The sequence below is a fragment of the Streptomyces sp. NBC_01268 genome (assembly GCF_036240795.1).
In the GTDB taxonomy this organism is placed as follows: domain Bacteria; phylum Actinomycetota; class Actinomycetes; order Streptomycetales; family Streptomycetaceae; genus Streptomyces.
Map to the genome: position 1 here is coordinate 3318866 of NZ_CP108454.1, position 20082 is coordinate 3338947.

Annotated in this window: 18 protein-coding genes, 1 tRNA gene and 1 riboswitch; of the genes, 5 read left to right on the forward strand and 14 right to left on the reverse strand. The window is 70.6% G+C overall.

Going from position 1 to position 20082, the window contains the following annotated elements; genetic code table 11:
• The first annotated feature begins 31 nt into the window (after positions 1–31).
• Complete coding sequence (locus OG309_RS14625) at positions 32–901, forward strand: hypothetical protein (RefSeq protein WP_329421125.1); 870 nt, start codon at positions 32–34, stop codon at positions 899–901.
• 26 nt (positions 902–927) lie between these two features.
• Here OG309_RS14625 and OG309_RS14630 read toward each other — a convergent pair whose 3' ends face one another.
• On the reverse strand, positions 928–1257 hold the full coding sequence (locus OG309_RS14630) for a hypothetical protein (RefSeq protein WP_329421126.1): 330 nt from the start codon (positions 1255–1257) through the stop codon (positions 928–930).
• Between the two features lie 103 nt (positions 1258–1360).
• Here OG309_RS14630 and OG309_RS14635 point away from each other — a divergent pair, with 103 nt between their 5' ends.
• Entirely contained in the window at positions 1361–1591 is a 231-nt protein-coding gene (locus tag OG309_RS14635) for a DUF4287 domain-containing protein (protein ID WP_329421128.1), read from the forward strand.
• 18 nt (positions 1592–1609) lie between these two features.
• On the opposite strand, the gene OG309_RS14640 is transcribed toward OG309_RS14635, so the two are convergent.
• Positions 1610–2485, reverse strand: a complete 876-nt coding sequence (locus OG309_RS14640; protein ID WP_329421129.1) for an alpha/beta fold hydrolase — start codon at positions 2483–2485, stop codon at positions 1610–1612.
• A gap of 138 nt (positions 2486–2623) precedes the next feature.
• On the opposite strand from OG309_RS14640, the gene OG309_RS14645 reads away from it, so the two are divergent.
• On the forward strand, positions 2624–3184 hold the full coding sequence (locus tag OG309_RS14645; protein ID WP_329421131.1) for a TetR/AcrR family transcriptional regulator: 561 nt from the start codon (positions 2624–2626) through the stop codon (positions 3182–3184).
• A gap of 77 nt (positions 3185–3261) precedes the next feature.
• On the opposite strand, the gene OG309_RS14650 is transcribed toward OG309_RS14645, so the two are convergent.
• Both OG309_RS14650 and OG309_RS14655 read right to left on the reverse strand, forming a co-directional pair.
• Positions 3262–4164, reverse strand: a complete 903-nt coding sequence (locus tag OG309_RS14650; protein WP_329421132.1) for a Bax inhibitor-1/YccA family protein — start codon at positions 4162–4164, stop codon at positions 3262–3264.
• Between the two features lie 141 nt (positions 4165–4305).
• Positions 4306–4387, reverse strand: a tRNA-Leu gene (locus OG309_RS14655).
• Between the two features lie 368 nt (positions 4388–4755).
• Here OG309_RS14655 and OG309_RS14660 point away from each other — a divergent pair.
• Both OG309_RS14660 and OG309_RS14665 read left to right on the forward strand, forming a co-directional pair.
• Positions 4756–5526: an ABC transporter ATP-binding protein gene (locus OG309_RS14660; protein WP_329421134.1), complete on the forward strand. Its 771-nt coding sequence runs from the start codon at positions 4756–4758 to the stop codon at positions 5524–5526.
• Positions 5527–5580: 54 nt separating this feature from the next.
• Positions 5581–8109: an ABC transporter permease gene (locus OG309_RS14665; protein WP_329421136.1), complete on the forward strand. Its 2529-nt coding sequence runs from the start codon at positions 5581–5583 to the stop codon at positions 8107–8109.
• 77 nt (positions 8110–8186) lie between these two features.
• Here the strand turns inward: OG309_RS14665 and OG309_RS14670 are convergent, their stop codons facing one another.
• The 10 genes from OG309_RS14670 to OG309_RS14715 form a co-directional block, all read right to left on the reverse strand.
• Positions 8187–9389, reverse strand: a complete 1203-nt coding sequence (locus OG309_RS14670; protein WP_329421138.1) for a phospholipase D-like domain-containing protein — start codon at positions 9387–9389, stop codon at positions 8187–8189.
• Positions 9390–9500: 111 nt separating this feature from the next.
• Positions 9501–10859: a cyclopropane-fatty-acyl-phospholipid synthase family protein gene (locus OG309_RS14675; RefSeq protein ID WP_329421140.1), complete on the reverse strand. Its 1359-nt coding sequence runs from the start codon at positions 10857–10859 to the stop codon at positions 9501–9503.
• A gap of 210 nt (positions 10860–11069) precedes the next feature.
• Positions 11070–12452, reverse strand: coding sequence for an NAD(P)/FAD-dependent oxidoreductase (locus OG309_RS14680; RefSeq protein ID WP_329421141.1), 1383 nt, complete (start codon positions 12450–12452; stop codon positions 11070–11072).
• Between the two features lie 380 nt (positions 12453–12832).
• The gene (locus OG309_RS14685; protein ID WP_329421142.1) at positions 12833–13753 is read right to left on the reverse strand and encodes a Ppx/GppA phosphatase family protein; all 921 of its coding nucleotides are present in this window, start codon (positions 13751–13753) and stop codon (positions 12833–12835) included.
• Positions 13750–14289 (reverse strand): DUF501 domain-containing protein, encoded by a 540-nt coding sequence (locus tag OG309_RS14690; protein WP_329421144.1) that lies wholly within the window; start codon positions 14287–14289, stop codon positions 13750–13752. Before OG309_RS14690 ends, OG309_RS14685 begins: the two co-directional genes overlap by 4 nt.
• An 18-nt stretch (positions 14290–14307) precedes the next feature.
• Entirely contained in the window at positions 14308–14778 is a 471-nt protein-coding gene (locus tag OG309_RS14695; RefSeq protein WP_329421145.1) for an FtsB family cell division protein, read from the reverse strand.
• Between the two features lie 97 nt (positions 14779–14875).
• Positions 14876–16162 carry a phosphopyruvate hydratase gene (eno, locus tag OG309_RS14700; RefSeq protein WP_329421147.1) on the reverse strand — a complete coding sequence of 429 codons (1287 nt, stop codon included), beginning with the start codon at positions 16160–16162 and terminating at the stop codon, positions 14876–14878.
• A 260-nt stretch (positions 16163–16422) separates the two neighbouring features.
• Entirely contained in the window at positions 16423–17166 is a 744-nt protein-coding gene (locus tag OG309_RS14705; protein ID WP_329421149.1) for a transglycosylase family protein, read from the reverse strand.
• 3 nt (positions 17167–17169) lie between these two features.
• A riboswitch (cyclic di-AMP (ydaO/yuaA leader) is annotated at positions 17170–17344 on the reverse strand.
• 255 nt (positions 17345–17599) lie between these two features.
• On the reverse strand, positions 17600–18625 hold the full coding sequence (locus OG309_RS14710) for a transglycosylase family protein (protein WP_329421150.1): 1026 nt from the start codon (positions 18623–18625) through the stop codon (positions 17600–17602).
• Positions 18626–18749: 124 nt separating this feature from the next.
• Positions 18750–20027: a cytochrome P450 family protein gene (locus tag OG309_RS14715; RefSeq protein ID WP_329421151.1), complete on the reverse strand. Its 1278-nt coding sequence runs from the start codon at positions 20025–20027 to the stop codon at positions 18750–18752.
• Between the last annotated feature and the right edge of the window lie 55 nt (positions 20028–20082).

Sequence of the window (20082 nt, forward strand, 5' to 3'; positions counted from 1 at the left end):
GGGGGATCGACTCGGAATCGGGAGTACGTCAGTGAGCGCACTGTCTCTTGCCCTGCTGGTGACCACGGCGGCTGCCACCGCGGTGGGCGTCGCCGCCCTGCACTCCGCCCACGCTCTCCGTAAGCAGGTCACCGCGCTGCGTGGCGAACTCGCCGCCGCCAACGGCCTGTCCGTCCCGCACGCCCGCCAGACGCCCGCCGCCGAGATACGGGCCGCGGTCGCCGAGGCGCTGGCCGAGGAGCGCGAGCGGGAGCTGGCCGAGGCGCGGGCCTTCTGGGCCGCGCAGGAGGCACGGGACGCCGCCGACGCCCCGTCGCTGCTCGGCGGCGCGGGGGGCACGGCCGAGGACGGTCCCTACTTCGTGCCCCGCCAGGCCGACTTCGTGGGCCTGGAGGCGATGGCCCTGGAGGCGATGGAGGCGGAGGCCGCCGCGCTCGACGGCCCCGACCCGCTGGACGTCTTCGACACCTTCGACGAGTTCCCGGAGCTGGCCGGAGCGTCCGAGTACCCGGACGACTCCGCCGAGCTGGCCGCGGCCCGCCGCCGGCACCCCTCGCACCCCGACTTCGTGCCGGTCCAGACCCCCGTGGTCACCGACCACGAGCGCACGGTGGCCCGCCTGGAGGAGCTCGCGGACACCGGCACGGCGCTGACCGACGTCCGCCCCGGCCCGCTGGGCACGCTGGACGTGTACGTCTTCGCCGACGGCACCACGCTGTGCATGACCCCCGGCCACCGGGAGACCGCGGAGCGCCTCGCCGAGGCCCTGCGCGCCGGCCACGCCCCGGTCCTGCTCGGCGGCTCGGGCGTCTCCGGCGCCTACGCCCTGACCTTCTCCTGCGGCGACGCGGCGGAGGACAACGTGTACATCCTGGCGGACCGCGTGATCGCGAGCCTCTGACCGACGCCCCCGTACCCCAGGGGCGTCTAGAGGCCCGAGCGCGCCTCCGCCTCACGTACCAGCCTCACGGCCTCGTCCAGGCCCCCTTCGGGGGCGCCGGCCGGGGCCGTTCGCAGTGCTTCGGCCAGATCCGCGGCGGCCACCACGAGTTGGTCGGCCACCACGAAGACACCGGCGTCCGGCAGCTCCACCGGCTCGCGTTCCGGGAACTCGGCGCGCTGCGCCCGGGTCGCCAACTCCCTGGCCAGGGCCAGCCCTTCGGCGGCGGCGCCGCGCTGGAGGCGGCTCTGCGGGGCGGCCCGCAGGCGGTCGGCGAACCGCTCTGCGGCGACGGTCAGTCCACTCGTATCACGCACGGTGCGACCCTATGCGCCGCCCGGGCACCATTGCCAACGGGCGAACGCTCGGGCACGGTGACGTGAAGGAGCAGCACACGGCACAACGCGTCCGGAGGCGCCGATGTCCCACACCTTCTCCGAAGAGACCCACCGCAACCTCCTCGCCCGCATCCCGCACTGCACCGGCCGCGAGATCTCCGAGTGGCTGAAGACCGTGGAGGACGGGCCCTCGCTCCTCCGCTTCGAGGACAAGGTCAGCTGGCTGCGCGGGGCGCACGACCTCGCGTACGGCCACGCCAAGGCGATCATCCACGAGTACGACCTGCGCCGGGCGGCCCGCCGGATGCTCTGACGCCGGACCGCCCGCGGCTCACTCCTTCACCCACCGGCCGAGGAAGTCGCGGACCAGCTCCGCGATCTCCTCGCCGTGCGTCTCCAGGGCGAAGTGCCCGGCGTCCAGGAGGTGGATCTCCGCGTCCGGCAGGTCGCGGGCGAAGGCCTCGGCGCCGGCCGGCCCGAAGATCTCGTCGCCACGTCCCCAGGCGGCGAGCAGCGGGGGCCGGTGGGTGCGGAAGTACTCCTGGAAGGCCGGGTAGCCGTCCAGGTTGAACTGGTAGTCCCAGAAGAGCTGGAGCTGGACCTCCTTGTTGCCGGGCCGGTCGAGGCCGGCCTGGTCGAGGGTCCAGGTCTCGGGCCCGACGCGGTCGAGCCGGTCGGCCGGGACGCCGTGGGTGTACTGCCAGCGGGTGGCCTCGGCGGTCAGCAGCTCGCGCACGGCGGGCTCGTGGGCCTCCCGGTCCCCGGCGTGCGCGAAGAGCACGTCCCAGAAGGGCGTGAAGCCCTCCAGGTAGGCGTTGCCGCTCTGGGTGACGAGCGCGGTGACCCGCTCGGGGTGGCGGGAGGCGATGCGCAGGCCGATGGGGGCGCCGTAGTCCTGGACGTAGAGGGCGAAGCGATCGAGCCCGAGCCGGTCGAGGAGCTTCAGGGTGATCTCGGTGAGCTTCTCGAAGCCGTAGGCGAAGTCGGTCACGGCGGGCGCGGCGGAGGCGCCGAAGCCGATGTGGTCGGGTGCGATCAGGTGGTACGAGTCGGCGAGCTCGGCCATCAGGCCGCGGTACATGTGCGAGCTGGCCGGGAAGCCGTGCAGCAGCACGAGGGTGGGGCGGGACGGGTCGCCGGCCTCCCGGTAGAAGACCTCCAGGCCGTCGATGTTCTCGGTGCGGCCGCGCAGCGCGAATACGGACATGGGGTGCCCCTCCTCCGGGGGAGAACGAGCGTTCTCCCTCTGCCCTGTAGAGTAGGAGAACGATGGTTCTCGGCGCAAGCGCGGAGCCGGGCCCGGACGGGGGCGCCCGCGCGGGCGCATGACGGAGGAGTGATCGGGATGGACGCGGAGACCGCCGAGCTGAAGCTCCTGGAGACGGCCGAGACGCTGTTCGACGAGCGGGGGGTGCAGGGCGTCGGCATGGACGCCATCCGCGGCGCCTCGGGCGTCTCGCTCAAGCGCCTGTACCAGCTCTTCCCCTCCAAGGACCATCTGGTCTGGGCGGTCCTCAAGCGCCGCGACGGCGCCGTCCGCGAGGCGATCGCCGCCCACGGCGCCACCCACGCCACCACCCCGTACGGGCGCAGCCTCGCGGTCTTCGACTACCTCGGCGAGTGGTTCGCCGACCCCGGCTTCCGCGGCTGCGCCTTCATCAACACCTTCGGCGAGATGGGCGGCATCTCCCCGGACATCGCCGAGATCGCCCGCGGCCACAAGCAGGCCCTGCGGGACTACTTCGCCGAGCAGACCACCGCGATGAACGCCCCGCCCGCCCTCGCCGACCAGCTGGCCCTGCTCGCCAACGGCGCCATGGCCGTCGCCGGCATCAACGGCACCTCCGAGCCCGCCGCGCAGGCCAAGGACGCGGCCAGGGTGCTGCTCGACGCGTACGTGGACTAGGGCCTGTCGTCGCGGAAACGCGGAAGGGCCCGCCCGGCGGATGCCGGACGGGCCCTTCCCCCGTGTCAGGGGGTGCGTCAGTCGTCGCCCTGGAGGATCGACAGCAGACGCAGCGCCTCCAGGTAGATCCACACCAGGGTCATGGTGAGGCCGAAGGCGGCCAGCCAGGACTCCTCGCGCGGAGCGCCGTACGTGATGCCGTCCTCGACCTGCTTGAAGTCCAGGGCGAGGAAGCAGGCACCGAGGACGATGCCGATGACACCGAACAGGATGCCGAGGCCGCCGCTGCGGAAGCCGAGGCCGTCACCGCCGGCGAAGACGGCGAACAGCAGGTTGACCACCATGAGGAGCATGAAGCCCATCGCGGCGGCCATCACGAAGCCGTAGAAACGGCGGGTGACGCGGATCCAGCGCATCTTGTACGCGATCAGCACGCCGGCGAAGACCGCCATGGTGCCGAGCACGGCCTGGATGACGACGCCGTCGGCGATGTACGTCGAGACGGCGGCGGACAGCACACCGAGGAAGACGCCCTCGAAGGCCGCGTAACCGAGGATCAGGGCCGGCACGGGCTTGCGCTTGAACGACTGGACCAGCGACAGGACCAGCGCCACCAGGGCGGCGCCGATGGCGATGCCGTAGGACTTGGCCAGGTTCGCCGGGTCGACCGGCAGCAGCAGCCAGGACAGGACGGCGGTGAGCACGACCGTACCGAGCGTGATGGCCGTGCGGCTCACCACGTCGTCGATCGTCATCACGTTGCCGCGGACCTGCTGCGGCGCGCCGGGGACGGTGTCCTGCGGCGCGTACGGGTTGGTCGCGTACGGGTTCGTCGCACCCTCGGCGTACGGGTTGCCGGTGGCGTAGGGGTTGGTTCCGACGGCGGGGCCCCCGGCCTGCGGCTGCTGCGCGTTGAAGCCGGCGTAGCCGTTGTCGCGGCTGAACCCCCGTCGCGAGAAGACCGGGTTGCTGCTCCTCATCTCACTCCTCCATGGCCGCACTGCGCGGCGTCCCCTCAAGAGTAATAGGGAAGCAAAAGAAACTCCCTAGTGCTCGGGGAGGATCTTTCGGTGAAGGGAAGCCGAGGAGTGGGGGTCGGGAGGCAAGAAGAAGAGGAGCTGTGCCCGGAACCGGATTCGAACCGGTACGGCCTGAAGGCCAGCGAGGTTTAAGCTCGCCGTGTCTGCATTCCACCATCCGGGCGGGTCGCGAAGCTCCGCGTTGGCACATGAGCCTATCGGGGCAGGTCGCTCGTTCAGCGGAACAGTCTCCCGATGTTGTCTTATTTTATTGACACCTGAGGGTGTGTCAGTGCAGGTGAGGGCCCTTCTACGAAGGGCGGCGGGGGTCGCGGCCGCAAAGAGCGGCGTGCCGGATTGACGAAAACTCGCCGACGGTCCGTCGGTAGTCCGTCAAGATCAGGGTCGCCGTCATACCTCAGGAGGAGGACCCGGCCCCTCGGTCCGACTCCAGGCTGCCCCCGGAACGGGCACGTGGACGGACGCCCCGGCCCTGAACGTTCGAAACGATGGAGTGGTTCCCGAACAGTCGCAGTGACAGGAGTCGCCGTCGTGACCACCACCCCCACCGTGCCCCGCTCGACCGCGGTGGCCGCCCGCGCCACCGACCTCTCCAAGGTCTACGGACACGGCGAGACCCAGGTGGTCGCCCTCGACCGCGTCAGCGTGGACTTCCGGCAGGGCGAGTTCACCGCGATCATGGGCCCGTCCGGCTCCGGCAAGTCGACCCTGATGCACTGCGTCGCGGGCCTGGACGCCTTCAGCTCCGGCTCCGTGCGGATCGGCGAGACCGAGCTCGGCTCCCTGAAGGACAAGCAGCTCACCCAGCTGCGCCGGGACAAGATCGGATTCATCTTCCAGGCGTTCAACCTGCTGCCGACGCTGACCGCGCTGGAGAACATCACGCTGCCGATGGACATCGCCGGCCGCAAGCCCGACAAGCAGTGGGTGCAGACGGTCATCGACATGATCGGCCTCTCCGGCCGGCTCAGCCACCGTCCCGCGCAGCTCTCCGGCGGCCAGCAGCAGCGCGTGGCCGTGGCCCGCGCGCTGGCCTCCAAGCCCGAGATCATCTTCGGTGACGAGCCGACCGGAAACCTGGACTCGCGCTCCGGCGCCGAGGTCCTGGGCTTCCTGCGCAACTCGGTGCGCGAGCTCGGCCAGACCGTGGTGATGGTCACCCACGACCCGGTCGCCGCCTCCTACGCGGACCGCGTGATCTTCCTGGCCGACGGCCGGATCGTCGACGAGATGCTCCACCCCACGGCGGACGGCGTGCTCGACCGGATGAAGGCCTTCGACGCCAAGGGCCGCACGAGCTGACGCGGCCCCGCCGCACCCCGTCCTCCGTCCCAGCTTCCGTTCAGGACCCCACCCATGTTCCGTACCGCCCTGCGCAATGTGCTCGCGCACAAGGCCAGGCTGCTGATGACCGTCCTCGCCGTGATGCTCGGCGTGGCCTTCGTCTCCGGCACCCTCGTCTTCACCGACACCCTCTCCAACGCCTTCCGCAACCAGTCGGCCAAGAGCTATGACGACGTCGCCGTCGCCGTCAGCGCCGCCCCCAACCAGCAGGACCCGAACCAGACGCCGGGCCTCTCCGAGCAGACCCGGCAGAAGATCGCCGGGCTGGACGGCGTCGCCAAGGCGACGGGCCGGGTCAACGGCTTCGCCGGCGTGCCGGACAAGAACGGCAAGCTGATCGGCGTCGGCTGGTCCAACAAGGGCACCAACTTCGCCCCCGGCCAGGACGGCAAGGACCCGGCCTACGCCTTCACCAGCGGTGAGGGACCGGTCGAGGACGACCAGATCGCGCTCGACAAGGAGACCGCCGACAAGGGCGGCTACCAGGTCGGCGACCAGGTCCGGGTGGCCACCAACGGCCCGGTCGAGACGTACACGCTCTCCGGTGTCTTCACCACCGAGGACGGCGCGGTGAACGCCGGCGGCAGCCTCGTCGTCTTCGACACGGCCACCGCCCAGAAGCTGTACCTCAAGCCCGGCCACTTCCTCGACATCACGGTCACCGGCAAGCCCGGCGCGGACTCCGCGAAGATCCTCTCCGAGGTCGAGAAGGTCGTCGGCGACACCGCCGAGGCCCAGACCGGCCAGGCCCTCGCCGACCAGCAGGCCAAGGACATCGAGCAGGGCCTGGGCGCGCTCAACCAGATGCTGCTCGGCTTCGCCGGCATCGCGCTCTTCGTCGGCATCTTCCTGATCTCCAACACCTTCACGATGCTGGTCGCCCAGCGCACCAAGGAACTCGCGCTGATGCGCGCCGTCGGCGCCTCGCGCAAGCAGATCACCCGCTCCGTGCTCGCGGAGGCCGGTGTGGTCGGCCTGGTCGCCTCCGTGGTCGGCTTCGTCCTCGGCATCGGGCTCGCCGTGGCCCTGCGGGCCGGCATGGCCGGCTTCGGCCTGAAGATCCCGGACGGCGAACTCGTCGTCGGCACCACCCCGCTGGTCTCGGCGCTCGCCGTCGGCATCCTGATCACCATGCTGGCCGCCTGGCTGCCCGGCCGCCGTGCCGCGAAGATCCCGCCGGTCGCCGCCATGAGCAGCGTCCACGCGGTGGCCTCCACCAAGTCGCTGGTCGTGCGCAACACCATCGGTGCGATCGTCACCGCCCTGGGTGCGGTCTCGATCGTCGCCGGCGCCGGCAAGGGCGGCGACGACGGCCGGATGCTGATCGCCGGCGGCGCGTTCCTCTCGCTCATCGGCGTAATCGTGCTGATCCCGCTGCTGTCCCGCCCGGTGATCGCGCTGGCCCGCCCGTTCCTGAAGCCCTTCGGCGTGGCCGGTTCGCTGGCCGGTCAGAACGCGGTCCGCAACCCGCGCCGCACCGGCGCCACGGCCTCCGCGCTCGCCATCGGTCTCACCCTGGTGACCGGCCTCTCGGTGCTCGGCGCCACGGTCGGCTCGGCCGTGGACCGGATGACGACCGACCAGGTCAAGGCCGACTACATGATCTCCATGGCGAGCGGTGACGGCCTCAACCAGGCCGCGCTGGACGCCGTCCGCAAGACCCCGGGCCTGACCGCCGTCTCGCCGCAGCAGGCCGGCTACCTCCAGGTGAAGGGCGACTTCAAGTCCGTCTCCGGCGTCACCCCGGGCGACATCGAGAAGGTCCTCAACCTGAAGGTCGTCGACGGCTCGCTGGGCTCGCTCGCCCAGGGCAAGGTCGCCGTCGAGGAGAAGACCGCCGAGAAGAAGGGCTGGAAGGTCGGCTCGACCCTGCCGGTCGAGTTCTCGGACAAGAAGAAGGGCTCGCTGACGGTCGGCGCGGTCTACGAGGGCAGCGAGTTCGTCTCGCCGCTCGTCCTGGACGCGAAGATCCTCAACGCGCACGACCCCAAGCCGTACATCCCGCAGATCCTCGTGAAGATGGACGGCGGCGCCTCCGACTCGGCCGAGAAGGCCCTGATGAAGGCGATGGGCGACAACCCGGCCATGACGGTCATGGACCAGAAGGACATCCGCGACTCGTTCGGCGGCGTCATCAACATGATGCTGAACATCATGTACGGCCTGCTGGCGATGGCCCTGATCATCGCGGTGCTCGGTGTCGTCAACACGCTGGCCATGTCGGTCTTCGAGCGCCAGCAGGAGATCGGCATGCTGCGGGCGATCGGTCTCGACCGGCGCCGGGTGAAGCGGATGGTGCGCCTGGAGGCCGTGGTCATCTCGCTGTTCGGCGCGGTCGTCGGCATCGGCCTCGGCTCGTTCCTCGGCTGGGCGATCGGCGAGACGCTGAAGAACAGCCTGCCGGACTACGCGCTGGTGCTGCCGTGGGGCCGGATCGGGATCTTCCTGCTCCTGGCCGGACTGGTCGGCGTGCTGGCCTCCCTGTGGCCGGCCCGCAGCGCGGCGAAGCTGAACATGCTCTCCGCGATCAAGGCCGAGTAGCACCGACACGGACGGCCGGAAGGGCCGGTCCCCCGCTCGGGGGGACCGGCCCTTCCGGCGTTCCCGGTGCCTGTGGGTCAGCTGCCCGCGCAGTACGTCATGAGGTACTGGTGGTTGGCCTTGAACTGGGCGTAGAGCGCCGGGTCGTCGATCTTCAGCAGGGTCTCGTCGTTGGCCCGCAGCGCCGGGTAGGTGTAGTTGTGGCTGCCGGTCCACACGAGCTTCCTGCCGGCCACGCCGTCGTACGTGCCCTCGATCAGCAGGTACTTGGAGTGCAGGCCCGCCTTGGCGACGCCGGTGCCCCGGTCCTCGTAGCACTCGACGCGCTGGGTGAGCTTGCCCGAGACGATCGACTCGACGCCGGCGCCCATGGAGCCGGGGGCGCCGTCGTGGGCGAGGATCACGGAGCAGCCGGCGTTCTTCAGGGCGACCAGCTTGGTGGCGACCTCGTCGCGGGTGAAGAGGTTGGCGGCCATCCGGATCTGGGTGCCGCCGGTGCAGCTGACGTTGTCGAGGATCAGCTTGACGGTGTCGGTGGAGGCGTCGTTGTCGTACGTGGTGCCGGCGGCCTCCTTGCGCGGGAAGAAGTACGCCTTGTACGGGCCGCTGGCCGGGGTCTTGTAGTAGTGGCTGAGCCCGGTCGCGGAGGTGCCGTAGGCGAGCAGGTCGGCGAAGTAGTCCTGGTAGATGCCGTAGAGACCGGTGTCGACGATGGTGACGGCGTTGTTGAAGAGGTCGGTGCGCTGGACGCCCGTCATGTTGGCGGAGGTCTGCACGACGACGTCGTTCGCGCCGCCGGTGTTCGAGAACAGCCAGAACTTGTTGTGGTTGATGGCACCGTCGGGGTCGCCGGGCAGCTGGCGGGAGCCGATGCAGCCGCGTCCGGCGGGGCAGGCGAAGACCCAGGAGCCCTGGGCACGGTCGGTGCCGAGGCGGGCGACGAGCCGGGTGTACTCGCCGCCGGTCATGGTGACGGAGGTGTTGTCGACGACGACCCTGACGTTCACGCCGCGGTTCTTGGCGGCGCCGAGGGCGTCGGTGACGGTGTCGTCGGTGAAGGTGTAGAGCCCGGCGGTGATGGTGGCGCCCGCCGGGGTCTGGTCGATGAGGCCGATGATGTGGTCGCGGACCCGGTCCTGGGCGGCGGCGTCGCCGGACGGGTCGTTGAAGGTGGCCGTGGTGGTGACGGCGGTGGTGTCGGCACCGGCCGGGGCCGGGGAGGCCGCGAGCAGGCCGACGGCGGCGGCCAGGGTGAGGACGAGACGGACGGGACGGCGCAAGATTCCCCCTGAGGCGCGAGGCGACATATACATGACAATCCGGACCCGAAAGGAACGGGGTGCCGATCCGAACCGGCACCCCGCCTTCCGGAACCCGAAGGTCCGAACGTATCAGCGCCCTTGGGCCTCCCGGGACTCCCAGGACTCCCGGGACTCGCTCCACACCCTCGGCCGCAGCGCCACGCCCGACGCGCCCGAGCCCGGCGTGCGCACCGCCAGGAACTGGTTGACCCCGATGCGGTTGCGCTCGAAGGAGACCGCCGAGGCCGCCATGTACAGGCGCCAGATCCGCGCCCGGCCCGGCGAGGTCAGCCGCACCGCCCGGTCCCACCCGGCCTCCAGGTTCGCCACCCAGCTGCGCAGCGTCAGCGCGTAGTGCTCGCGGATCGCCTCCACGTCCCGCACCTCGAAGCCCGCGTCCTCCAGGGTCGTCAGGGTGCGCCCCATCGGCGCCAGTTCGCCGTCCGGGAAGACGTACGCGTCGATGAACGCGTCCACCTCGTACGCCTCCTCGTCCGGCTCCGGGCGGCGCGAGATCTGGTGGTTCAGCAGCCGCCCGCCGGGCTTCAGCAGCCCGTACAGCGCGTCCGCGTACTCCCGGTACTTCACCGTGCCCACGTGCTCGGCCATGCCGATCGACGAGATCGCGTCGAACGGGCCGTCCGTGACGTCCCGGTAGTCCTGCACCCGGATCTCGATCCGGTCGGTCAGCCCCTCCTCCGCGATCCGCTTGCGCGCGAACGCGGCCTGCTCCCGGGAGAGGGTGACGCCGACCACCCGGGCGCCGTACTCACGGGCCGCGTGGATCGCCATGGAGCCCCAGCCGCAGCCGACGTCCAGCAGCCGGTCGCCCTCCCTCAGGCGCAGCTTGCGAGCGATCAGGTCCAGCTTGTCCCGCTGGGCGTCCTCGAGGGTGCCGCCGGAACCTTCGGTGCCGCCGGTGCCGTCGGGGGCCCAGTAGGCGCACGAATAGACCATCGACGGGCCCAGCACCAGCTCGTAGAACTCGTTGCCCACGTCGTAGTGGTGACTGATCGCCTGCTTGTCCCGGCGCCTGGTGTGCCGCACCCCGCTGCGCCCGCGCATCTCCTCCAGGGGAGGCTTCGGCGGCGGGAGGGGGCCGGCCAGCTTCAGGAGGGCGCGGGCGGCGGCCCGCACCTTCGGGTCGCGCGCGGTCTCCAGGAGGCCGCGCGACTCCTCGCCGCGCTCCCACAGGAACCCCGCGAGCCGGTCGAGGACCGTGTAGAGGTCCCCCTCGACGTCGATCTCCCCCGCCACCCATGCCCTGGCGAGGCCGAGCTCCCCCGGCTTCCACAGCAGCCGGCGCAGGGCCCGGCGCTCGCGGATGATCAGTACCGGGCCGTCCGCGGGACCTGCTTCGCTGCCGTCCCAGGCCCGCAGCCGCACGGGGAGCGGAGCTCCCAGCACGTCCTCGGCGAGGGCGGTCAGCCGCGACGCGGCGTCGGCCATGATGAAACACCTCCGTGATCTCGTGCCCCAGAAATGCTTGTCACCAAGGGAACACCGTCGGTAGGCGTTCCACTCCCGTTCGAGGGCAACGAGTCCGGAAAAACACGCGAAGGGCGGTGCGCGGGGGTGCGTTCGTGGTCCACCCGCGCACGCGAAAGGGCCGTCCGCACCACGGATGGCGGACGGCCCTTTCGGGTGTTGCTGGAGGGATCAGGCCTTGGCCTTCTCCTGCGCCGGGGCGGCCGGCGCCGGGGCGGGCTTCGCCGCCTCGTAGAACTCCTCGCGCGGGGTCTCCATGGCGCCCAGGGAGACGACCTCACGCTTGAGGAACATGCCCAGGGTCCAGTCGGCGAAGATGCGGATCTTGCGGTTCCAGGTCGGCATCGCCATGCCGTGGTAGCCACGGTGCATGTACCAGGCGAGACGGCCCTTGAGCTTGATCTTCATCTTGCCCATGACGATCATCGCGACGCCCTTGTGCAGGCCGAGACCCGCGACGGCGCCCTTGTTGGAGTGCGCGTACTCCTTCTGCGGGAAGCCCCGCATGCCGGACACCACGTTGTCGCCGAGGACCTTGGCCTGGCGCAGCGCGTGCTGGGCGTTCGGCGGGCACCAGGCGCGCTCGGCCGGGACGCCGGCCTTGATCGCGGCCAGGTCCGGGACCTGGGCGTTGTCGCCCGCGGCCCACACGTAGTCGAGGCCGTTGACCTGGAGCTTCTCGTTGCAGTCCACGTGGCCACGGGGGCCGAGCGGCAGACCGAAGCGGGAGAGCGCCGGGTTCGGCTTCACACCGGCGGTCCACACGATCGTGTTGGAGTCGACCTCGAGGCCGTTCTTCAGCACGACGTGGCCGTCGACGCAGGAGTCCATCGAGGTCTGGAGGTAGATCTCGATGCCGCGGCCCTCGAGGTGCTCCTTGCCGTACTGGCCCAGCTTCGGGCCGACCTCGGGAAGGATCTTGTCGGCGGCGTCGACCAGGATGAAGCGCATGTCCTCGCGCTTCACGTTCTGGTAGTACTTCGACGCGTCGCGGGCCATGTCCTCGACCTCGCCGATGGTCTCCGCGCCGGCGAAGCCGCCGCCCACGAAGACGAAGGTCAGCGCCTTGCGGCGGACCTCCTCATCGGTCGTCGAGTCGGCCTTGTCGAGCTGCTCGAGGACGTGGTTGCGCAGGCCGATGGCCTCCTCGATGCCCTTCATGCCGATGCCCTGCTCGGCGAGACCGGGGATCGGGAAGGTGCGGGAGACGGCACCCATCGCAATGACCAGGTAGTCGAACGGCAGCTCGTACGCCTCGCCGACGAGCGGCGAGATCGTGGCGACCTTGCGGTCCTGGTCGATGGTGGTGACCCGGCCGGTGAGCACCTCGGCTCCGCGCACGACGCGTCGCAGCGGGACGACGACGTGGCGCGGCGAGATGCTGCCGGCGGCGGCTTCGGGGAGGAAGGGCTGGTAGGTCATGTACGACCGCGGGTCGACGACCGTGACGGTCGCCTCCGCGTAGCGCATCTTCTTGAGGATGCGCCGAGCTGCGTACAGGCCTACGTACCCGCCGCCTACTACGAGGATCCTGGGACGCTCCGTGGTGCTCATGCATCCGAGTATCCACCCCTCCCAGGGGGGTTGCTCGTGCGCCCCTTCACAAGGTTGTCGGGGTCCTCTGCTACACTCCGCCGCCCACGTGACCCAGGTCATGGTCCAGCAAAGGAACCAGGGGGTGCCCGTGGACGTTGTTCACCCCCTGTGAACTGGCCCGGAGAGCCTTACGCAACGCAGAACCACGGGGTGCGTTCACACGAAGGAAACATCGAGCGAAGTGGCCTCCGCGCCTGCGAAAGGGCCCTGAGAAGCCCCTCGAAGGGACCAAAGGCCCTCCTCGGACGCCATCAGGGCCCTTTCTCTTGTGAAGAACTTCACGAACTTTCCCGACGGAGCGTCGTCCAGGGGGCCCTGTCAGGCCTCATAGGCACCCGCTATGCGACGGATAGCGCGATCCCATCGAGGATGTCGTGCTCGCTGACGACCACCTCGGCGGCTCCGGTGCGCTCCATGATCTCGGCGAGGACCAGCGCTCCGGCGACGATCACGTCGACCCGGCCGGGGTGGATCACCGGGATCGCGGCCCGCTCGTCGTGGGTGGAGGAGAGCAGCCGGGCCACCACCTCGTCGACCTGCGCGCGGGAGATCCGCGCGTGGTGGATCTTCGTGGAGTCGTACTCCGGGAGCCCGAGCGCGACGGCGGCGACGGTGGTCACCGAGCCGGCCAGGCCCACCAGGGTCTCGGCCTCGCCGATCGGCACGGTCTCGGCGGCCAGGTCCAGCGCGGCCCGCACGTCGGCGCGGATCGCGGCGATCTCCTCCGCGGCCGGCGGGTCGTGCCGCACATGCCGCTCGGTGAGGCGGACGCAGCCGATGTCGACCGAGCGGGCCGCCTCGACGTGCCGGTTGCCGACGACGAACTCGGTGGAGCCGCCGCCGATGTCCACCACCAGGCGCCGGTCGGCGCCGTGCAGCTCGCCGGTGGCACCGGTGAAGGAGAACTCGGCCTCCTGGTCGCCGGTGATGACCTCGGGCTCGACGCCCAGGATCGCCACGACCCCGTTCACGAAGTCGGCGCGGTTCTCGGCGTCGCGGGAGGCGGAGGTGGCGACGAAGCGCAGCCGGTCGGCGCCCACCCCGAACTCCTCGATGACGGCCGCGTACTCCCGGCAGGCCGCGAAGGTCCGCTCCAGCGCCTCGGGCGCGAGCCGGCCGGTCCGGTCGACGCCCTGGCCGAGCCGGACGATCGTCATCCGCCGGTCGAGCTCGATCAGCTCACCCGTCTCCGGGTGCACGTCGGCGACGAGCAGGCGGATGGAGTTGGTACCGCAGTCGATTCCGGCGACCCGGGTCACTCGGCGGACTCCTTCGCGTCGGCGCACGGCGTCACGCACGGGCCCTTCGCCCACCACTCGGGCAGCATCGCGAGGGCCTCGTCGCCGAACGGGTTCACGCCCGGGCCGGCGGCGAGCGAGTGGCCGACGAGCACGTGCAGGCACTTGACCCGGTCCGGCATGCCGCCGGCGCTCGGGAAGCCCTCCAGGACCTCGATGGCGTCGCGGCGCGCGATGTAGTCCTCGTGCGCGGCCCGGTAGGCCGCGGCGAGCTCCGGGTCGGTGGCGAGCCGGGCCTGCATCTCCTTCATGACCCCGTTGGCCTCCAGGGTGCCGATGGCCGAGGCCGCCCGGGGGCAGGTCAGGTAGTACGTGGTGGGGAACGGGGTGCCGTCGGGGAGCCGGGGAGCGGTCTCGACGACGTCCGGGTTGCCGCACGGGCAGCGGTGCGCGATGGCACGCAGGCCGCGGGGCGGCCGGCCGAGCTGGTCCTCGAACGCCGCGATGTCCGCGTCGGTCGGCTCGGTGCGTTCGGTCTGCGGAGGAGGCGTTTCCATGGTGGATCCTGGGGTTGGTCAGTGGCGGTCGGCGTTGTCCACGCCGTCCCACAGGTTGTCGTACCAGGGGCGGTCCGTCGCACCCTGGTCGGTGCGGGGCCGGTGCTCCGCGTCCGGGTCGTTCACGGTGAAGCCGGTCTCACCGGGCATCAGGTAGTGCAGGTGCTCGCGGGCGAGCCGGCGCACGTAGGCGGGATCCTGGAGGCGGGCCTTCTCGTCCCGCAGTTCCTCGACCCGCTGCGCCGCCTCGGCGGACTTGCGCTGCTGGTCGGCGATCTCGCCCTGCTGGGAGACGTACTGCCGCATCGGGTAGGCGAGCGCCACCACCAGCGAGCACACGACCAGCGCGAGGAAGGCCGCGCGGCCGGTGAGGCGGGAGCGGCGGGCCTGCCGGCGGGTCTGGGAGCGGTAGACACGGGCGGCGGTCTGCTCGCCGAGCAGCCTGATCCGGGTCGCGGTCGAGAACCGGTCCCGGTCCTTCACGGCCATGTCGTACGCCTCCCCTGTCGCTGCCGGCCCTCTTCACACGCACGTCCCCGCACACGGTACGGGACCGAGTGCGGGGACGTACGGATCAGAGCAGGTGTCAGCCCTTGAAGCGCGGGAAGGCGCTGCGGCCGGCGTACACCGCGGCGTCGTCGAGGATCTCCTCGATGCGCAGCAGCTGGTTGTACTTGGCGACGCGCTCGGAGCGGGCCGGGGCGCCGGTCTTGATCTGGCCGCAGTTGGTGGCGACGGCCAGGTCGGCGATGGTGACGTCCTCGGTCTCGCCGGAGCGGTGCGACATCATGCACTTGAAGCCGCTGCGCTGGGCCAGCTCGACGGCGTCGAGGGTCTCGGTCAGCGAGCCGATCTGGTTGACCTTGACCAGGAGGGCGTTCGCGGAGCCCTCCTCGATGCCGCGGGCGAGGCGCTCGGGGTTGGTGACGAACAGGTCGTCGCCGACCAGCTGCACCTTGCTGCCCAGCTTGTCGGTGATGACCTTCCAGCCGGCCCAGTCGTCCTCGAACAGCGGGTCCTCGATGGAGACCAGCGGGTACGCGGAGACGAGCTCCTCGTAGTACTCGGTCATCTCGGCGGCCGAGCGGGACTTGCCCTCGAACTCGTACGTGCCGTCCTTGTAGAACTCGGAGGCGGCGCAGTCGAGCGCGAGCGCGATGTCCTTGCCCGGGACGTAGCCGGCCTGCTTGATGGCCTCGAGGATGAGGTCGAGCGCGGCGCGGTTGGAGTCCAGGTTCGGGGCGAAGCCGCCCTCGTCGCCGAGGCCGGTGGACAGGCCCTTCTCCTTCAGCACCTTCTTGAGGGTGTGGTAGACCTCGGTGCCCCAGCGCAGGGCCTCGGAGAAGGACTCCGCGCCGATCGGCGCGATCATGAACTCCTGGATGTCCACGTTGGAGTCGGCGTGCGAGCCGCCGTTCAGGATGTTCATCATCGGAACGGGCAGCAGGTGCGCGTTCGGGCCGCCGAGGTAGCGGAAGAGCGGCAGGTCCGAGGCCTCGGAGGCGGCGTGCGCGACGGCGAGGGAGACGCCGAGGATGGCGTTGGCGCCGAGCGAGGACTTGTCCGGGGTGGCGTCCAGGTCGAACATCGCCTGGTCGATCAGACGCTGCTCGGTGGCGTCGTAGCCGACGAGCTCCGGGCCGATCTGCTCGATGACCGCGAGGACGGCCTTCTCGACACCCTTGCCCTGGTAACGGTTGGGGTCACCGTCGCGGAGCTCAAGGGCCTCGAACGCACCGGTGGAGGCACCGGACGGCACGGCAGCACGACCGGTGCTGCCGTCGTCGAGGCCGACCTCGACCTCGACCGTGGGGTTGCCTCGGGAGTCCAGGATTTCCCGGGCTACGACGACGTCGATGGACGGCACGAGCATCTCCTTCTGGGATGTGACGCTGGGTGTGACGCATGCGGCAAGGTCTCGTTCGCCTTGCGACATGAGCCTAACCGGCTCTGGGGCTCCAGCCGGCCGGACGCCCGCCCCCTGGGACGAAAAAGGACCCAAGGGCACGCATCTGAGGACGAAAGACCCATGACTACTGATCGGTAGGGGTCTGAACGGGGAAACCCCGGTCCGGAGCGCACGGGGGAAGGGCGCTCCGGACCGGGGTGGTCACCGCGGGTGGGTCGTCAGGCTCACTTGAGGTGGAGCTGCTGGCCCGGGTAGATCAGGTCGGCGTTCTCGACGACGTCCTTGTTCAGCTCGAACAGCTTGGCCCAGCCGCCCTTGACGCCGTGCGCCTGGGCGATCTTGCTGAGGGTGTCGCCGGCGACGACCTTGTACTCGCCGTCGCCCTTCTTCACCTTCTTGCCGGTCGGAGTGGTGACCGTCTTCTTCGAGACGGTCTTCTTCGACGTGGTCTTCGGCGCCTGGCGCTGCTCGCTGCGGGTCGTCGGCTGCTCGGTGGAGCGCTTCGACGACGACGAGGAGGAAGAGGAGGACGAGGAGGAGCTGGAGCTCGACGAGCTGGAGGAGCTCGACGAGGCGGAGCCGCCGTCGTAGGAGGCGCTGGAGAGACCCACGCCACAGCTCGGCCACGCACCCTTGCCCTGGCCGGCCAGGACCTTCTCGGCGATGGCGATCTGCTGCGACTTCGACGCCTGGTTGGCGGTCGCGGCGTAGGCGGTGCCGCCGTACGCGGCCCAGGTGGAGGCCGAGAACTGAAGGCCGCCGTAGTAGCCGTTGCCGGTGTTGATGGACCAGTTGCCGCCGGACTCGCACGCGGCGACGGCGTCCCACTCGGAGGCGGTGGCGGCCGAGGCGGTGCCCGCGGCCATCAGCGGGGCGGCGACGGCGACACCGGTGACGCCGACGAGCGTGGCGACGCGGGTGGCCTTGGAGGGACGACGGTGTTTGCCCTTGTTACCGGAAAACAGCATGGGAATTCTCCTCACCGACGCCTACGAGGTGAGCTGTCGGGTTCGGACCTGATGAGTTGTCCGGCCGCGTGTCCTTGCACGCGGCTTCACCCCAAGCCGATCGTCGGCCGTCTGTCTCAACGGCCGGGGCCGGCACTTACCTTGGGTCCCCCGCTCCTGCCTTCGGCGCTTGCGCGACGACTTCCCGTCGGTCGGCGGCAGGATTCGGCGTACCGGTCGACGGGGCCCGCGGTGGCGAGCGGTCACGACCGTAGACATAGACCCGGTGGAAGTTCAAAGACCATCAACCCGGAAATATCGCCCCTACTTGCTCCCCCGAGTGGGGTGTTTGCGCAGGTGAGGGGCGACGCGAGCAAACTTTGCGGACGTGACACGCCAGTTCGGCAAGAGAGACCCATGTCTCACTTACTCATAACGGACATTCAGCAGCGAACTACTCCGCCGCGACGGTGGATTCGGCCTTCAACTCAAGGCTCTGACCAGGGATGATGAGGTCCGGGTCCGCACCGACCGTGTTCTTGTTGGCGTCATAGAGGGCGGCCCAGCCGCCGGGCAGCGCGTTCTCCTGCGCAATGTCCGACAGGCTGTCACCCGGCTTGACGGTGTATTCGTCAGCCTTGCCCGAGTTGTCCGACTTCTCCCCGGTGACCGCGCTCTCCGTCGACTCCGCGCCGTCGGCGCCCTCGCCCGTCGACCCGTCAGTCGGGGCCGCATGACGCCCGGATTCGGGCGCGGTGTCCGAGTTGCCCGAATCCTCCGGCGCAGCGTCACCGCGGTGCTTGCCCGTGCCGGGAGCAGCCGGGTCCGTCGTGCCGGGCGTGCCGGGCGTGCCGGGCGTGCCGGAGGTGTCCGGCGTGCCGGGCGTGACCGGCGTGCTCGGCGTCGCGGAGCCGTCGGGGGTGGCCGGGGTCACGGGCGGGGTCGTGGCGCCGCCCGACGGCGTGGCCGGCGTCACGGGGGTGGCCGGGGTCGTGGCGGTCGTCCCGGAGCCGGCCGGCTGACCGTCGGTCCGGTTGGACTCGGCGACCGGGCCCGTGGACGCCTTGGGCTTGACGGCGGGCCCCGGGGAGACAGCGGGCTTCTTGCCGTCGTTCTTCAGACCGGCGATCGGCGCACAGGTGGCCCACTGGGTGTCGCCCGCGGCGAGCGCCTTGTCGGCGATGGCGATCTGCTGCGCCCGGCTGGCGAGGTCGGGGCTCGGCGCGTACGCCAGGCCGCCGTGCCGCTCCCAGCTCTCCTGGGTGAACTGGAGACCGCCGTAGAGTCCGTTGCCGAAGTTGGCGCTCCACGCGCCGCCCGACTCGCATTCGGCGACCCGGTCCCAGGTCGGGGCGTCCGCCGCGGAGGCGGAGCCGGTGGCGAGCAACGGCAGGGCCATGGCCGAGCCGGTGACGCCCGCCGCGACGACGAGAGCGGGGGCCTGGCGGGGTCTGCGGTGTCGTCCGTTCCCGGAGCGCATACGGACTGCCTTTCGCGTGGCTGCTGAGATGCCGGTGAACGTAGCGGCATTCGAACGTGAGTCACAAGTCGATGCAGCGGAGATCACGCGAAGATCACATTTCTGACGTGCCGTCAGTCACGCGTCAGTCGCGGGCCCCTTTGTGGGAAGCGCTGAACTCCACCGGAAGCGTGCGCAGGCCACGCATGATCAGCCCACCGCGCCACCGCAGTTCCTCCGGATCGGCCCCAAGTCGCAGGTCCGGCAGGCGAGTCAGCAGCGTCGCCAGCGCCGTCTGTCCCTCCAGGCGCGCCAGCGGAGCCCCCAGGCAGTAGTGGATGCCGTGCCCGTACCCGAGATGCTGGTTGTCACGCCGCGCCAGATCCAGGGTGTCGGGCTCGTCGAAGCGCGCCGGGTCGCGGTCGGCGGCGGCCAGCACCACCAGGACCGGGTCGCCGGCCGGGATCTCCTGCCCGCCGATCGTCAGCGCCTGGGTGGCGAAGCGCCAGGTCGCCATCTCGACCGGCCCGTCGTACCGCAGCAGCTCCTCGACGCCCGTCTCCAGCAGCCCCGTCTCGCCCGCGGCGACCGACTCCTGGAGCCGCGCCCGCTGGTCCGGGTTGCGCAGCAGCGCGTACACGCCGTTGCCGATGAGGTTGACCGTGGTCTCGAATCCGGCGAAGAGAAGGATGAAGGCCATCGCGGCGGCCTCGTTCTCGGTGAGGTGCTCGCCGTGGTCGGAGGCCTTGATGAGCCCGGAGATCAGGTCGTCCCCCGGGGCCTCGCGCTTCTTGTGGATCAGTTCGAGCAGATAGCCGCGCATCTTCTTCACCGAGCGCGCCACCCCGCCGCGCGGCCCGCCGCCGTGCCGGATCATCATCCCGGCCCAGTCCCGGAAGTCGTCCTGGTCCTCGCTCGGCACGCCCAGCAGGTCGCAGATCGCGTAGATGGGGAGCGGGAAGGCGAACTCGTGAATGAGGTCCGCGCTCCCCTTCTCCACGAAGGCGTCGATGAGCCGGTCCGTGAGCTCCTGCACGCGCGGCGCGAACTCCGCCACCCGGCGCGGGGTGAACGCCTTCGACACGAGCCGCCGCAGCCGGGTGTGGTCCGGCGGGTCGATGTTGAGCAGGTGGGTCATCAGCTCGGCCTTGCGCTCGCCCGGAATGCCCGTCTTGCCCTTGGCGTGCGCCGGCTCGTCGTGGTGCGCCGGGTTCTTCGACAGCCGCTGGTCGGCGAGCGCCTGCCGCGCGTCCGCGTACCGGGTCACCAGCCAGGCCTCCACCCCGCTGGGCAGCTTCGCCCGGTGCACCGGCGCGTGCTCGCGCAGCCAGGCGTAGGCGGGGTACGGATCGGTGGCGAACTCCCAGGTGAAGAGCTCGGGAGCGGGGGGCGGAACGGAAGCGGCGGGGGGCTGGTCGGGCATGCTCCCGACACTAACCCCCCGCCCGGGCGGGCACGCGCCCCCGTACGGTCGCGCG

Bases quoted from the DNA above. Each gene is read 5' to 3' on its own strand.
- OG309_RS14635 (WP_329421128.1), top strand. From the start codon at position 1,361: ATGTCCCACACCTTCTCCGAAGAGACCCACCGCAACCTCCTCGCCCGC.
- OG309_RS14640 (WP_329421129.1), bottom strand. From the start codon at position 2,485: ATGTCCGTATTCGCGCTGCGCGGCCGCACCGAGAACATCGACGGCCTG.
- OG309_RS14645 (WP_329421131.1), top strand. From the start codon at position 2,624: ATGGACGCGGAGACCGCCGAGCTGAAGCTCCTGGAGACGGCCGAGACG.
- OG309_RS14650 (WP_329421132.1), bottom strand. From the start codon at position 4,164: ATGAGGAGCAGCAACCCGGTCTTCTCGCGACGGGGGTTCAGCCGCGAC.
- OG309_RS14665 (WP_329421136.1), top strand. From the start codon at position 5,581: ATGTTCCGTACCGCCCTGCGCAATGTGCTCGCGCACAAGGCCAGGCTG.
- OG309_RS14675 (WP_329421140.1), bottom strand. From the start codon at position 10,859: ATGGCCGACGCCGCGTCGCGGCTGACCGCCCTCGCCGAGGACGTGCTG.
- OG309_RS14680 (WP_329421141.1), bottom strand. From the start codon at position 12,452: ATGAGCACCACGGAGCGTCCCAGGATCCTCGTAGTAGGCGGCGGGTAC.
- OG309_RS14690 (WP_329421144.1), bottom strand. From the start codon at position 14,289: ATGGAAACGCCTCCTCCGCAGACCGAACGCACCGAGCCGACCGACGCG.
- OG309_RS14695 (WP_329421145.1), bottom strand. From the start codon at position 14,778: ATGGCCGTGAAGGACCGGGACCGGTTCTCGACCGCGACCCGGATCAGG.
- eno (WP_329421147.1), bottom strand. From the start codon at position 16,162: ATGCTCGTGCCGTCCATCGACGTCGTCGTAGCCCGGGAAATCCTGGAC.
- OG309_RS14705 (WP_329421149.1), bottom strand. From the start codon at position 17,166: ATGCTGTTTTCCGGTAACAAGGGCAAACACCGTCGTCCCTCCAAGGCC.
- OG309_RS14710 (WP_329421150.1), bottom strand. From the start codon at position 18,625: ATGCGCTCCGGGAACGGACGACACCGCAGACCCCGCCAGGCCCCCGCT.
- OG309_RS14715 (WP_329421151.1), bottom strand. From the start codon at position 20,027: ATGCCCGACCAGCCCCCCGCCGCTTCCGTTCCGCCCCCCGCTCCCGAG.